3 protein-coding genes are annotated in these 17,102 nt (G+C 39.5%); all 3 read right to left on the reverse strand.

Features of this window, described 5'->3' with window-relative positions:
* Positions 1-3: 3 nt before the first annotated feature.
* On the reverse strand, positions 4-7,182 hold the full coding sequence (locus PL11201_RS25180; protein WP_079681561.1) for a non-ribosomal peptide synthetase: 7,179 nt from the start codon (positions 7,180-7,182) through the stop codon (positions 4-6).
* 72 nt (positions 7,183-7,254) lie between these two features.
* Entirely contained in the window at positions 7,255-9,009 is a 1,755-nt protein-coding gene (locus tag PL11201_RS25185) for an ABC transporter ATP-binding protein/permease (protein WP_079681562.1), read from the reverse strand.
* A gap of 100 nt (positions 9,010-9,109) precedes the next feature.
* On the reverse strand, positions 9,110-17,035 hold the full coding sequence (locus PL11201_RS25190; protein ID WP_079681563.1) for a type I polyketide synthase: 7,926 nt from the start codon (positions 17,033-17,035) through the stop codon (positions 9,110-9,112).
* Positions 17,036-17,102: the final 67 nt, after the last annotated feature.

Here is a 17,102-nt window from a genome sequence, read left to right on the forward strand (position 1 = left end):
TCCTTAGTCAATTTCTGCTAAAATATCGTCTAGTTCCTGTTGATTCAAGTTTGCTATAGGAAAATCAGAGGGAGTGTAGCCCCCAACTTCAGGAGACAAACAATGGTCAATCAATTGGATCACATCTTCGAGATACTTTTGAGCTAGGAATTCCACTGTGGAATGCCCATGGATATGACGACTATAATTCCAGTTAACTTGTAACTGTCCGTCTATGACTCTGGCTGTAATCTCTAATAAATGACTACGATGTCCCTCAAGACTGTGATTAGATCCTTTAGACTCGGACGCCAATTTCCAATCAGCTTCTGGTAATTGTCCCCGATCAAATTGACCCAAGTAGTTAAAACTGATTTCCCTTAAAGGTAGTGCCGCCATTTGAGAACGAATTGTTTCATCTTGACTCAAATAACGTAAAATTCCATAACCCATACCTCGCTGGGGAATAACTCGCAACTGCTCTTTAATTGACTTGAGTTTTTCCCCCACTGATGCTTGATTTTGGAGTTTTAGGACGACTGGAAACAGACTGGTGAACCAGCCTACTGTTCTTGAAACATCCACATCTGCAAACAAATCTTCCCGCCCATGTCCTTCTAGGTCAAGGAATATTGTAGAACTGCCCGTCCATTGTGTCAAAGTCTCTGCCAAAGCACTCAGGAGGATATCATTAATTTGGGTATTGTACGCGGAGGGAACTTTTTGCAAAAGGGCGGAGGTTTTTTCTTGATCAAGAGTTACGGATATGTCGGAAGCACTGGCTACGGTGTTGTGTAGTTTTTCGCTGGAATTATCTACAGGTAAGGAAGTGAATTGTGACCAAGGCTGGTTTAACCAATAGTCTAATTGCGATCGCACTGCCTCCCCTTGTCCATAATCTTGTAACAGAATTGCCCAATCTTGAAAAGCTAGGGTTTTAGGGGGTAATTGGATGGTTTTTTGTTGTTCTAGTTGTTGATATGCGGTGAACAAATCTTCTAATAAAATTCGCCAGGAAACGCCATCGACAGCTAGGTGATGGATTATAATTAATAACCGACTATCTCGATTATTTCCTAATTGAAATAGCACCACTCTAATTAACGGCCCGGTTGCAAGATGCAAACTAGCTTGTTGAGTGTTGGCGATTTCTTCTAGGATTTCTGACTGTTGGGACTCAGGGGTTTGGGATAGGTTAATAACTTGGAAAGGAACTAAATCAGAAATACCCTCCCCTCGACAGAGCTCAGGACAGGCATTGATTTGCTGCAATTTGCCTTTTTCAAAGCTAAATTGCAACCGTAAAGCATCATGATGTTGGAGTAATTTGCTAATTGCTAGGGATAATAAATCTGGTTTCAGGTGAGAGGGAACTTGCAGCAGCACCGATTGATTAAAGTGGTGCATTTGGGCCCGATTTTGCTCAAAAAACCAATATTGAATCGGAGTTAGGGGGACAATTCCCGTGACCATATCCTGTTTAGCTAATATCAATGGGGAACTATCAGCGACGGCGGCAAGTTCGCTCAAGGTAGGGTATTGAAATATCTGTCTGGGGGTGATTTTAATTCCGGCTTGACGGGCGTGGGCGACAACTTGAATACTGAGAATAGAGTCACCACCAATTTCAAAGAAACCATGATCACGACTCACTTGTTTAACCCCTAAAACATTTTGCCAAATAGTAGCTAAAATCTGCTCCTTGGGAGTTTGGGGCGGGAGAAAGTCTAATTCTGGGATGATTTCTATTTCCGGTACAGGTAACAGTTTGCGGTCTATTTTACCATTGGGGGTTAAGGGTAAGGTTTCCAAACAAACAAAGACCGAAGGAATCATATAATCTGGCAATTTCTGTTCTAAGAAACGGCGCAAATCCCCAGTTTTTAGGGACTGGTTTTCGGTAACAATATAAGCCACCAGTTTTTTGTTACCCGGGATATCTTCCCTTACCAGAATAACGGTTTGTTGGATTTGAGGGTAAGTTTCTAGTACGGCTTCAATTTCTCCTAATTCAATTCGGAAGCCACGCAATTTCACTTGATGATCAATCCGACCGAGAAATTCAATATTCCCATCGGGTTTAAAACGAGCTAAATCCCCGGTTTTATATAACCTGCCATCCCCAAAAGGATTAGGAATAAATTTCTCAGCCGTTAATTCCGGTTGGTTCAGATAGTGTCGGGCTAACCCCGCACCGCCGATATAGAGTTCGCCGATAGTCCCGATGGGGACGGGTTGCAGATGGGTGGCTAGGGCGGATGCCGTTGGATTTCGTAATAGGTAGATTTGGGTATTGGCAATCGGGCGACCGATGGTGGGCGGTTCGGTGGCTTCTTTTTGTACCAGACTAAAGGTAGAGTAGGTGGTATCTTCCGACGGCCCATAAAGGTTATAAACCCGCTTGATGTTTTCTTGCTGATAAAGTTTCTGCGCCAGTTGATTTGATAGGGGTTCCCCGGCGAGGTTAATGGTCTGTACACTGTCGGGTATAGCCTGCATGGATAATAGTTGAGCGATCGCCGTTGGTACGGTGTTAATTAGTGTGACTTCTTGCGCCGCTTTTAAGTTAGGTAAATCTAAGGCATTCTCGGCGATAATAACTTTCCCTCCCGAAGCTAACGGTAGGAAGATCTCAAAGACTGATAAATCAAAACAAATAGAGGTGGAAGCTAAAACCCCCGCCAGTTCTGCATGGCTAAAAGTCTCCTGACCCCAATATAGTAGGGTTGTGGCGCTGTGATGCTCGATCACCACCCCTTTAGGTTTGCCCGTTGAACCTGATGTATAAATAACATAGGCGGAGTTACTAGATGTTACTTTACTAATCGGGTTTTCCCGACTTTCCTGGGAAATATCGGCGATCGCTGTTTCTAATATGATGCTATTGGCTTGATTTGCGGGTAGCCTGGACAGCAATTTTTCCTGAGTCAGCAATACAGACACCTGGGCATCAGCTAAAATCATTTCTAGCCGCTGAGTTGGATAGGCTGGGTCTAGGGGAATGTATGCTCCACCGGCTTTGAGAATGGCTAACAGTCCTATCACCATCTCCAGAGAACGTTCTAAACAAATCCCCACCAAAACCTCATTTTTCACCCCTTTGGTTTGTAAATCGTGAGCTAATTGATTGGCTTCCTCATTTAACTGACGATAGGTTAACCGTTGATTTTCAAAGATTAGAGCGATCGCATCGGGACTTCGTTCTACTTGCTGTTCAAATAGTTGATGAATACATTTCTCCAGGGGATAGCGCCGTGCCGTTGTGTGATTCCATTCCACTAACAATTGATGTTGTTCTTCATCTGAGAGTAAACTTATATTTTCATATTCTTCTGACCCCTGGTTAGCTATTGCCGTCAGAGCTTTTTGATAGTATCCCCCAATCATTTCTATCTGTTTTTCTCCTAACAGATTACCGTCGTATTTTAGAGTTAGTTCTATTTGAGAAGAAAGGGGATCGAGACTAAAATTAGCCAGGAGAGTGAAGTTAGTTTGATTAAAAAATTTACCCCCTAATATTTCTAAATCCTTAACTCCGATAATCCCTTGGTAAACGTGAAAATGAATAAAATTAAAAGCAGTATCAAATAAGGGCTGACCCCCAAAGGTTTTTTGTAGTTCAGCTAGGGGATATCTTCGCCAAGACAGACATTCCCGTTCCAGATCAAAAGTTTGTCGCACTAAGTCCAGCCAAGTGCCTCCTCGGAGTTGTAAACCCAGGGGCAAAGTATTAAGAAATAATCCTAATACCCTTTCTCCATCCGTATCTTCTAGTCTACCATTAGAGACTAAACCAGTGATAATATCTGTCTGATTAGTAATTAAATTTAATACCCGAAAATGAGCAGCTAATAAAACACTTTTCAGGGGAACTCCCATTTTTTTACTTAGCTGTTTTAAGTTCTGAGAAACTTGGTGAGCTAGGGGAACTAAGTAATCGCCATTGTTAGTTGAGTTATGGGATTTTGACCATTGGGGTAGTTTAGTAATGGTGAGATCTCTTAATTTATGTTGCCAATACTCTTGGCATTCTTGAGATTTCAGAATAGTTTTTTCTAGGGCAACAAAATCCCGAAAGGCAAGGGTAGGGGCGGCACTCAGGGGCAATACATTTTTATCGAGTAAATATAAATATTGTTGTAACAATTCCGTTAGCAATGATGCCACACTCCAACCATCTAAAATAGAATGGTGAAAACTTAAGGTTAAGTTAAAAGTTTCCGACGTGCGACGATGCAAATGAAAGCGCAATAAAGGCGGAATATTCCAATTAAAAGGTCGGTTTTTTTCCTGTTCTATCCAATCATCAAGGGCAACTTCTTGTTCAGTGGTTGATAAATGGGTCAAATCATCTAAACCTAAAGGAATATCGACTTGACGATGAACTAATTGTAGAGGTTCTGGATAATCAGTCAGAGCAAAACTTGTCCTAAGTACCCCATGACGATGAACTATCTCTTTAATCGCTTTGTGTAGGGTTTGAGGATGGAAGGGGCAGCGAATATGATAACTAAAAACATCGTGATAGACAGGAATATTACCTTGGTATTCGCTGTGAAATATCATCCCTAATTGTAGGGCGGTGAGGGGATAGGCGTCTTCTATATCCGGGGGAAAATTGAGCGGTTGGTTTTCCGAAATTAAACTAAATTTTTCTGTTTTTTGGGTGGGTAAAGGATTTAATTCTTGACTCACTAAACTAGCCAATTCTTGAATAGTTTGGTGTTGTAATAGTTGGGAAAGGGACAAATTAAAGCCCATTTTTCTAGCTTTAGCAATTACCTGAATACCCCGAATCGAATCTCCTCCCAGTTCAAAGAAATTGTCGTGAATCCCAACCTGTTCTATACCCAAAACTTCAGCCCAAATCAGAGCTAATATTTCTTCAATCGGAGTACAAGGTGCGACAAAATTATCCGCCAATGACCGACGCATTTGTTCTGGGGAAGGTAAGGCGCGACGGTCAACTTTGCTATTAGAATTAAGGGGTAAGGCTTCCAAGATCACGAAAGCATTAGGGATCATGTATTCTGGTAATTTAGCCTTGAGAAATTGCCGAATTTCGTCAATACTGAGTGTGATTGACCGTTGCGGTACGACATAACCCACCAGATACTTATCTCCGGGAGTATCTTCCCGAACCACTACCACACTTTCCCAAATAGCCGGATGTTGGGCTAATAATGCCTCAATTTCCCCTAATTCAATCCGAAAACCTCGAATTTTGACTTGATTATCAATCCGCCCTAAATACTCTAACTCTCCATTCGGTAAATAACGGGCTAAATCCCCCGTTTTATATAATTTTGATGGCGAGAAGGGGCTAGAAATAAACCGTTCTTCGGTCAATTCCCGACGGTTGAGATAACCCAGGGTGACTCCCGCACCCCCCACATACATTTCCCCAGTCACGCCTTCAGGTACGGGTTGCAAATATTGGTCTAGTAAATAGACCTGGTTGTCGGGAATCGGACTACCAATTACACTGGCTGTACTATTCAGGTCAGCCATACTTAAGGGACGATAGGTAACGTGAACGGTGGTTTCGGTAATCCCGTACATATTCACTAACTGGGGATGTTGGTCGCCATATCGTTCAAACCAAGGCTGTAAACCTCTTATTTCTAGGGCTTCTCCCCCAAAAATTACCAAACGTAACTTTAAATCATCTTCTATTCCCCGTTCCCCTTTCCCCGTCCCCTGTTCCACTTGAATTAACGAACGGAAGGCGGTGGGGGTTTGATTCAGAATTGTGACTTTTTCTTGACATAATAACTCCCAGAATAATTCAGGAGAGCGACTGATTAAATAAGGTACAATCACCAGTCGGCCACCATACAGCAATGCACCCCAAATTTCCCAGACCGAGAAGTCGAAGGCGTAGGAGTGGAATAATGTCCACACATCTTGAGCATTAAAATGATACCAAGGGTCTGTGGCGGCAAATAGACGAACAACATGGGAGTGATTAACTAAAACCCCTTTCGGCTTACCTGTGGAGCCCGATGTATAAATAATATAGGTTAAATTATCAGGTTTAGCCCCATTTTCTGGGTTTGATGTTTTCTCTTGAGCAATTTTTTCCCATTCCGTATCTAAACAGATAATACTCGCTTGATGTTCAGGAATAGACTCGACTAATTTTTCTTGAGTTAAGATTAATTTTACCTGAGAGTCTTCTAATATAAAGCTCAGGCGTTCTTGGGGATATTCTGGGTCAAGGGGAACATAGGCCCCACCCGCTTTAAGAATACCCAGTATTCCGATGATCATTTCTAAAGATCGTTTGATACATAAACCCACTAAAGTATCTGGTTTAACTCCTGATTTTTGGAGATTATGGGCTAATTGGTTGCCACGATTATTCAATTCCTGATAAGTTAGGGATTCATTTTCATAGACTACTGCGATTGCATGGGGAGTGCGTTTTACTTGTTCTTCAAATAACTGATGAATACATTGATCAGCAGGATATTCAGTTTCGATATTATTCCATTTTATCAATAATTGCTCCCGTTCACCAGGGGTGAGGATATCTATTTCTCTCAACTCCACATCGGGATTAATCGTTACAATTTCCAGAATTTGGAGAAAATGTCCTAGCATCCTTTGAACAAAATCTTCCCGAAAAGTATCTGGGGAAAAAGTGACAGAAACAGAACTATCCGTCGCCTCAATTTCAAAAACTAATTGAAACTTATTCAATAAAGAACTGTGGCTAGAAAATCCTTCTTGCATCACCGCAATATCAAAAATTGCGGCGGGATTTCCGCCCCTTGCCAAAAACGTTTTTATTAGACTATTTATATCATAGTTTTGATGGCGGTATCCTTCTTGAAGATGACTGCGGGTGATTTTCAGTAAATCCTTAAATGAGCTAATATTTTGTTGATTGAATCGGCAAAAAATTAGGCTATCAGATTTTTCTATATTCAAAGCCCCCGTTGCCAAAACAAATTCTTCTTGAGCCGTATATTTTAAGATTAAAACTTGCATAGCTGCCAGATATAAAGCCAGCTTATTAACAAAATTCTTAGCCGTTAAATTATATATCTGATCGCGTAAATGGATAGATATAGAATTAATTATTTTGTCTTTATGTTCGGTTTTATTTTGACTGACACTATTAAATAAAGATGTGACTGGCTGGATTTCTCGAATTTGCCGAATTTGGTAATCTGTCGCCACAAGATGGGTTTCCATAAGTTCTCTAAACTTCTCCATAAATAGTGTTTTTGGTTTAAGAGGATCAAATTCAAAAAAGCTAGATAAACGTTAACGTCTAAGATTTTGATAATCAGAGATAGAAGCAAGTCGCCAATGGTCATTTTCTGAAAGTTCCAAGACCCATTGATGATAGTTAAACAAACTTTCCCGATGTCCTACACTGATAAACGTTGTTTGGGTTTGTTGCAACTGTTGATACAAAAGTTCTTCATTTTTCAAGTCTAAAGCACTGGTGGCTTCATCTAAAATAACATAGTTGGGATGGCAAACCAACAATCGGGCAAAAGCCAGGCGTTGTTGTTCTCCTAAAGATAATATATTTTCCCAAGGAACTTCTGCATCAAAACTATCAACTTTTGTCACCACATTTTGCAGATTAACTTGTTGTAAAATCCCTTCCAGTTCGGAATCACTCATTTGACGATTACTTTTAGGATAAAGTAACTGTTCTCGTAGGGTTCCTAAAATTATATAAGGACGTTGTGGCAAGAACATAAATTGTTCTAAGGAAGGCCGAATTAATCGACCAGTTCCAGCATTCCACAAACCAGCAATTGCCCTTAACAAAGAACTTTTACCCCGACCACTGGGGCCAACAATTAATAAACCTTCTCCTGGTGCAATAGATAATGATAAATGTTCGACAATTACCTTTTCATAATCGGGTGTTTGTAAGGTAATATCCTCAAAAGCAATATGATTTTCTTCGATAGTTTTTATGGTACTGACATCATCAGGTTGTTGGGTAACAACTTCTAAAGCTTGCGAAAATTCAGATAAACGGTCAACATAACTAGAAAACCGTCCAGAAGACCCAAATTCATTGATTAATTCACTAAAACCATTAGCAAACATACTGCAAGCGATAATAGCTTGGTTAACTTGTCCGAAATCAATTTCCCCGCGAATATAGGCGGGAGCGAAGACGATAAACGGAAATATTTGGATAATAGACCGATAGCTTCTGCTAAAAAGATCTTGATTTTTTTCCCAATCAATCTTGCTTATAGAACTTTTCAATAAATTATTAAATCGGCGATAAATAATGTTTAATTCTTGATTTTCGCCTTGAAAAAAAGCAATAGATTCAGCATGATTCCGAACATGGGTTAAGCCGTAAGCATAGTTGGCTTTAGATTCAAGTTCCTCTTGAGTAATCCTATCTAATTCTTGACTTAAGTTTATGGCAATTAAATTACCGATGATTGTATAGGCCAGCAGAATAGCTGCGGCTAGTTTAGAAATCGATAAAAGAATGATTAAAAAAGTCGTCATTTCTAGGACTTTTTCTAACAAGGTAGTGGCAAAATTGAGAGCATTTCTGGCAATGGGTTCGATTTCTTGAGCGAGACGTTGATCCGGGTTATCAACATCCGATCTAAAATTGATTTTATAATAGGCGCGATTACTCAAATATTTTTCTAAAATCTGCTGATTTAGCCATTCATACCAATTAAGAGCAATTCTTTTTTTGACAAATTTAGAAAATGCTGTAAATAGGGTAATTAACAACAGCCCCAAACCGTAAATTGATACAATCGTAAAAAATTTAGCAGCATCTTTATCCTGAATAATGACATCGACTAAATAGCGATTAACGAAGCTATTAGCTGCATTGGCAGCCACCAGTCCAATAATTAATAAGACCAGAAGAATCAGCATTCCCCAGGAGCAGATTACGTCTGAAAAACTTCGTCCTTTGGGGTCTGTTGGATACCAATAAGATCCAGCAATAACTTTTAAAGCATCCCAAAATTTATTAAAATTAGCTATGGGTTGTTGGCTAGAAACTTTAGTTTGCATATTTTACAGATAGAGTAGTTGGCTCTGTAGGAGCGGAGTAGTTTTAATTGAATATCTTGAAAGTGGTTGGCAATTTCAAGCATATTATAATTTGGCTGATTTAATCACTTAAAAAATCCTCCAATTCGGAAAGTTCTCGCAAAATTAAATCTGCATCGACATCCTGCTGAACTTCTGTAGAATCAACGGTGGTCTGCACTATTGTCTGAACTTGCCAACCTAAAACCTGCTGAATCAGATAATCAACTAATCGTCTAATATTGGGAAAATCAAAGACTAAAGAAGCAGGTAAAGTCACTTCTAATCCTTTTTCTAAACGATTTTTTAATTCGATAGACAACAAAGAATCAATCCCCATTTCTGAAAATCCCTGTTCTGGGTCAGGCATTTGTTTAATTCCTAAAATTATCCCCACTTGTTGGCCAATATATTGAAATAAATGTTCTCGACGTTCTCCGGGTGCAATATTTTCTAAAAGACGGCGTGTAGAACTTGAATCTTGAACAGATTTAATTATATTTTGAGATTGTCCCAATCTTTTCAGCAGGGGTTTATCGCCTTGAAATTGATAGATATTTTTGAAGCGAACCCAATCTACATCAGCAACTAAAACTTGTGTTTCATGAGACTCAATAATAGCATCCATCACGGAAAACGCCCTATCTAGCTCAATTTCTTTCATGCCAATCTGTTTGAGCCAATCTTCATATTCTGGGGAAACAATCCCATTTCCTGCTAATAATGCCCAATTTAAAGTAGTAGCAGGTAATCCTTGAAGATGACGCATAATAGCTAAAGAATCCATTGAATTACTAACTGCATCATATAAACCTTGTGCTTTCGCTCCCCAAATTGCACCCGCCGAAGAAAACAGGACAAAATAGTCTAATTGAGTGGCTAAAGATAACCGATGTAAATTCCAAGAACCTCGAACTTTTGCTTGAAAAACTATTTCGAGATCAGCCAATGTACATTCGCTTAATTGCGCTTGGCGTCCTGAAACTCCAGCAAGATGGAAAACCCCGCGTAGGGGATAGGCTGTTTTTTCGATTTTGGCCCATATTGCTTGCATCTGCGGAAAATCCCCGACATCCGCCTGACAAACTGCGACAGATGCTCCTTTTTGCTCTAAAATCCTGAGATTTTCCCTGATTTCGGCAAATTCTGTAGCCATCTCCGAACGCGGGGGAAAGGGGCGGCGGGTGGTCAAAATCAGATGTTTTGCCCCTAAATCAACCAAATGACCAGCCAGGGCCAAACCGAGATGACCAATACCTCCGGTAATCAAATAGGTCGCTTCCGCTTGAATAGTTAATGGTTTTGTCGGTGGAGATGCCGATGGGACTAGACGCCCTAGATGGGCTTGGCCATTGCGGAACAGCAGATGATCTTCGCCGATGGCATGGGTCAATCCTAGGAGTAAATCAGCAATATTTTGAGTAATATCGGCGCTGGGGTCAAGATCGATCATTCCTCCCCATAATTCTGGGTTTTCTAAGGAAATAACCCGCCCCAAGGCCCAAAGTGGAGACTGGGTGACAAAAGTGGGCTGTTTGAGTTCAAAGGGTTGACCTCCTTGGGTAACAAGAAATAATTTAGGAGAATTAGGGATTTTTTGAATAGCTTGGAGAAGATTTAACAAATAGTGACAGCGATTTAATAAAATAGATTCAGGTTGATCTTTATTATCATCATTCAAAAGATAAATAATATTATGGGGCGATGGATTTTCCCCAAACCATGCCTTTAGTTGTTCTGGTTGATGGGCATTTAAAGCATACTCGAATTGTGATAATTGAGTGTTGTTTTGTCCTTGATAAATTATCGTACAGGAGCCATAATTTTTGCTCAGTTGTTCTTGAATGGAACGGGGGAGATGATCTTTTTCGGGGTGACTATCGGTAAAAATTAACCAATTTTCTGAAATATTACTGGCTTTTCTAGGATTTTGGGCAATGATAATACTTTGCTGGAATAAAGCACTGCCAATTTTTTGATCAGGAGATACAAATTCCGCTTGAGCAAAACCAGATTGAAGCAGAATAGATTGCCAAGTAGACGCGCTAATAATGGGATGATGGGAGCGTAAATGATCATCGCTAAAACGCCACCAACCTTGGGTAATACCAAAGATTAAATCAATCCATTTGGACTGATGGGTCAGTTCTAGTAATAGCAATTGACCGCCGGGACGCAGCAAACTTTGAATATGAGGTAGGGTTTCTTTTTGTAAATCTCGCGTAGAATGCAGGACATTAGCCGCAATAATTAAATCATAGGAACCGAGGGAAAATCCTTGGGATTTCGGGTCTTTTTCTATATCGAGAACTTGGTAGTTGATGTTGGGAAATTGAGTAAAATTCTCTTTAGCAGTCTCCAGAAAGAAGGGTGAAACATCAGTAAAGGTATAGGTAATTTGATCGGACTTACAAGCGTTGAGAACTTGCTGGGTAGTTGCTCCGGTTCCGGCGCCAATTTCGAGAATCCGCAGGGGTTCGGAGGAAGAATAGTTGGATAATAAAAGTTCAACAGCTTTAGAGATACTTAGGTTGAGAACTTTTGCCCAGGATGTATTTTTATAAAATTCGGCGGCTCCGATTTTTTCATTTTGAGAAAATAAGATAGATAAAGGCGCAATTTTTCCCGTTAGGATGGCGGCTAAATTAGAAGCAACTCGCTGAAATAGGGTAAGTTCTATTAGAGCATTTGGATATTGATTAATTAAATTTTCTACTGTTAAATCAGGATGAGATTGTTGCGGTTCTTTGATGATTTGCCAGCCAGAATCCTGCTTTTCTAAAATGCCTGTTTCTGCTAAGATTTTGAGACAATGATTCCAGAGTAATTTATATTCTGCTTTAATCCCAGCTTGACGGAAACTTTCGTTGATGGAAAGCATTGTATTGAGTTGAAAGAGTTCTAAATCTTTTAAGGCTTTAACAATAAAATCCGCACTGAGTTTTTCCATTTCAGCAAAGGCTGAAGAAACTCCTGTTAATGATGCGAATTGTATTTGTTTTTCCACATAAACATCTAAATCCGCTTGAATTGTTGCGAGATTTTGTAATTTTTGGGTTACCAAATTATCAGGGAACCATTTTACTTGATAGAGTAGGTTTTCCCAATCAAAATTATTTTTATCTTGATGATGAAGTTGAATTAATTGTTGAACAATAGCCGATACCGTTTGTTTTTCTGCTTCCGAATAATTCCCGGTTTCTAACAAGGTTTGCATCAAGCTATTAGTATTTTTATTAGACAACATCTTGACCAAATTAGATTCTGGAGCCACCGTTGTTAATTCAGTTTTTAAGGGAAGCCAATGGCGGTGTTGTTGAAAGGGATAAGTAGGTAAAGAACATCGGCTACAATGATAATCTTTATTAAAGCCAAACCAGTCAATATCTGAACCACGAACATAAAGTTTACCCAGACTTTCTAATAAGACTTGCCAATCAGAAAATCCTGAGCGCAAACTTGGTAATATTAGGGGGTTAGATGAAGATATTGATGACTGAATAATACCTAAAAGAACGGGTTGGGGGCCGATTTCAATAAAAGTATCACATCCTAGGAATTGGAGAGACAAAACTCCTTGATGGAATTGTACGGTATGTAATAGGTGTTGCAGCCAATATTCGGGAGTAATAATACTATCATCGGCAATTTCTCCGGTTAGGTTAGAGATTAGGGTAATTTGAGGTTTGGCAAAAGCAATTTCCTGTAGAATGGTTTTAAATTCTTCATAAATTGGCTCTATTAAGGGGGAGTGAAAGCCATGGGAAACCTTGAGTTGGCGAACTTTAATTCCTGTATTATTAAAGTGTTCACAAAGTTGTTGAATTGATTTTTTATCCCCGGAAATAACGGTATGTTGATCAGTGTTAATGGCAGCGATCGCAATTTTTATTCCTTGACTTTGGCACTGTTCAAGAACTGATTTTTGATCGAGGAAAATAGCGGCCATTGCTCCTTGATTATCAGGCAATTGACCGATAAGACGGCCTCGATTGATCACCAGTTTTAGGCCACTTTCCAGATCAAAAACTCCAGCAAAACAAGCGGCAGCATATTCTCCTAAACTGTGTCCTAAAATAGCGATCGGTTCGATTCCCCAAGACTGCCATAATTGAGCTAAAGCAACTTCAATTATAAATAAAGCGGGCTGAGTATAGGAGGTTTGAGTTAAGATTTCATCGGAATTAGCAAATATAATTTCTAGTAAGGATTTACCTGTTAGTTTTTGATAGATACTTTCCCCTTGATCTAAGGTTTGCCGAAAAGTAGGTTGAGTTTGATAAAGTTGATGCGCCATTCCCGCATATTGAGAACCTTGTCCTGTGAACAAAAAGGCAATTTTTGGCGGTTGCTTTTCATCAACTTGACCATGAATAATTAACCCTTGATCTAGTTGCCCGAACTGACGTAATTTTGTGATAAAATCGCTGTTTTCGGAGCCTATTACTGCTAAACGATTTGAGAAGTGAACTCGACCAGTATTAGCGGTAAAGACGACATCAAAAATATCACTTTCGGGGTGATTTTCCCAAAATTCTACATAGCTATTGACTAAATCTTTTAAAGCCTGTGGGGTTCTAGCAGAAATTGTAAGTAAATGAATCGGCGGTTTAGTTTGATTTTGTTGGGGAATAACCGCCGGAGCTTCTTCTAAGATAATATGGGCATTAACCCCTCCAATTCCTAGGGAATTAACCCCCGCCCGTCGAGGCAATTCCTGTCCATTTTGTTGTTTGGTTTTCCAGGGTATGGCTTCAGTATTAATATAAAAAGGAGTCTTAGAAAAATCAATTTGAGGGTTGGGATTTTGGAAATGTAATGTCGGGGGAATAATTTGATGTTTGAGGGCTAAAGTTGCTTTAATTAAACCCACAATACCAGAAGCAATTTGCATATGTCCGATATTTGTTTTGACCGAACCTAAAGCACATTCTCCCTGATTTGCCGCACCATAAGCTTTAGCTAAAGCATCAACTTCGATGGGGTCTCCCAGGGTTGTTCCTGTGCCATGGGCTTCGATAAAACTAATCGTATTCGCATCAACACCAGCAAAGGCTAAGGCTTCGGCTGCAACTGAAATTTGACCTTCTCCTCCGGGGGCAGTAAATCCCAATTTTGTCCCCCCATCATTATTAATCGCAGAGCCTTTAATAACGGCATAAATTTGATCATGATCGGCTAAAGCATCTGGTAATCTTTTTAGCAAAACCACCCCGACGCCACTCCCAAAAATAGTTCCTTGGGCTTGAGAATCAAAGGCACGACAATGCCCATCGCCAGAAAGAATTAAACCTTCTTGATATAAATAACCAATTTTTTGCGGAGAGTTAATTGAAGCGGCTCCCGCTAAAGCCATGTCACTTTCTCCATTAATTAGACTCTGGCAAGCTAGATGGACTACGACTAATCCTGTGGAACAGGCTGTTTGAATATTAATACTTGGCCCGCGTAAGTTGAGTTTATAAGAAATCCTTGTGGTTAAATAATCTTTGTCGTTAGCTACCATTGTTTGAAACCCCCCCATCGAATCTAATGTGAAGGGTTGTAACTGATCATTACTATCTAATTGACCGCGATTTGGATAGCAATTGTTGATTAAATATGTGTTCATACTTGCCCCGGCAAATATGCCAATTGCTCCTGGATAGGAGTTAGGATTATAACCCGCGTTTTCTAAACATTCCCAACTCGATTGTAGAAGTAAACGTTGTTGAGGATCGAGCAATTCTGCTTCTCGGTTTGTGTATCCAAAAAATTCGCTATCAAAATATTCAACTTGGTCGATAATGGGTCTGGCTCTAATATAATTAGGCTGATTAAATAGTTCAGGAGAAACCCCCGATTCTAATAGCTCCTCCTCAGAAAAGAAAGAGATGGTTTCGACTCCATTTTGCAGATTTTCCCAGAAAGTTGTGAGATTGTTGGCGCCAGGAAATCGTCCAGCCATGCCAATAATGGCAATATCATGGGTTGACCGTTGACGACGGGAGCGATTTTCTGCCCGTTGACGGCTTTTTTGTGCCGTTGCTGGGGTGGAATTTGATTCTTTACTTAAGAAACGCGCTAAGGTGGCAACGGTAGAATTTTTAAACATTTCAGCTATGGGTAACTGACGATTAAAAAGTTTTTCTAGTTGGTTGTGTACCCGAATTAAGAGTAAAGAATGTCCTCCTAGTTCAAAAAAGTTATCGTTTAAACCCACTGAAGTTAATTGTAAAACTTCGCACCAAACTGTTGCTATTTGGCGTTCATTTTCCGATTGGGGTAAGGTGCGATTTTTCTGGCGATCGCTCTCTAAATATTGATTAATTTCTTGAATACGACCAGTAAATAATCCCTGTTCAAAATCTTTTTTTAATTTTGATTTTTGGACTTTACCAATAGAGGTTTTGGGAACTAAATCAGTCTCTAAAGGAATGACATAAGCTGGAGCAATTCCTACTTTTTGAGTTAAATGACTGCGAATTTTTCTAACGACTTTTACCCATTGCTCAAAATGATCTGATTCGGGACTAAAAACAATAATTAATAAGTCAGTCTCTTGGATTTGATCAAAGACGGCAAATGCCGCCGTATAGGAAACATTTACTCCCTCTAATTCTTCTATTGCTGTTTCAATTTCATGGGCAAAGTAATTAATTCCATTAATAATAATTTCTTGTTTTTCTCTCCCTGTAATAAAGAGTTCTCCATCCAATAAATAAGCTAAATCTCCTGTGGTAAACCAACCTTCATCTTGAAAAACTGCTTGATTCAGTTCGGGATTATTATAATATCCTTTAGTGACAGACTTGCCTTTGATTTGAAGTCGTCCAATCTCGGCTTCGGGTAAAACATTATTCTCTTGATCAACAATGCGAATAGTAGCCCCTGGAATTGGCTTTCCCAGAGAGATAATAATGTTTTCTTCTGTTAGTTTATCTTGGCTTAAACCCACAGACCAAGTAATTCCAGAACAAGATTCTGTCATGCCAAATGCTGGTTTAATGGCTCTATCTGGTAATTGATGCTTTTCGAGAATTTCTAAAAATAGGCGGATAGTTTTAATAGAAACTTGCTCTCCAGCATTGACTAAAAATTTCATGGAGGAGAGATTATAAGAAGATTGATTAAGTTGTTCAAACTGTTGATTAATTAAGGAAAATGCAAAGTTAGGAGCCCAAGAAATAGTCGCTTGATGGTGTTGAATTAGCTCTAACCATTTCAGGGGTTGACGTAAAATTAATTCCATCGGAACATGGATTTGATGACAAGCTAAATCCACCGCCATAATTCCTAAAAAGACGATGGCTCCCGCATGGTCTAAGGGCATCCAATTCAGGGTAACTTCTTGTTGGGTAAAGTTATTCATTGCCACTGTTCCAGCAGACATGGATAACATATTATTATGAGTTAACATTACTCCTTTTGGCATACCTGTACTGCCAGAAGTAAATAGTAATAAGGCTGGATTTTCTGGGGTAAGATTAGGTAAGGAATAACATTTTTTAGGGATTTTATCGGGCTGGGAATTTGATTGAGATTCTATAGATCTTAGATTGTCAATTGAGACTACTTGCAATCCTTTCAGATGAGATTGAGTTTCTAATTTTTGGATTTCAGTAATTAATTCACTATCGGATAAAATTAATGGTTTTCCTAAGATTTTCCAGACATTTTCCAGTTTTTTAACTGCTGAGTTTTCTAGCTCATAATGGGGGGCAATGGTCAGAGGTACGGGAATAATTCCTCCTAAAAAACAAGCCCAGAGTGCGGGAATAAAATCTTTATTTTTAGCAATTTGGAAGATAACTTTATCTCCTAACTTGATCCCCCGCTGATCAAGCCCATCTAAAATATTGAGAGCATCATTATATAAATCTTGATAAGTCTGAAAATATTCGGTTGCGTCATTTCCAATATAGGTAATTCCCTGATTTTCACATTTAGCAGCATTGGCTAAGACTTCTGAAAGTGTCCGCCAATTATCTTTTAATTGCCCTCCAGAACTGATTGAATGCTTAAACATTTTTTCTTCCTCTGTTTTTCCATAAAATTGAGTTTACCATAGTCTTACCCTGCCGTACAGAGGAACG

The sequence above is a fragment of the Planktothrix sp. PCC 11201 genome, from assembly GCF_900009135.1.
GTDB lineage: Bacteria > Cyanobacteriota > Cyanobacteriia > Cyanobacteriales > Microcoleaceae > Planktothrix.

What these genes read in the sequence shown, in the direction of transcription:
- PL11201_RS25180 (WP_079681561.1), bottom strand. Translation starts at nt 7,182, where the DNA reads ATGGAAACCCATCTTGTGGCGACAGATTACCAAATTCGGCAAATTCGA.
- PL11201_RS25190 (WP_079681563.1), bottom strand. Translation starts at nt 17,035, where the DNA reads ATGTTTAAGCATTCAATCAGTTCTGGAGGGCAATTAAAAGATAATTGG.
- PL11201_RS25185 (WP_079681562.1), bottom strand. Translation starts at nt 9,009, where the DNA reads ATGCAAACTAAAGTTTCTAGCCAACAACCCATAGCTAATTTTAATAAA.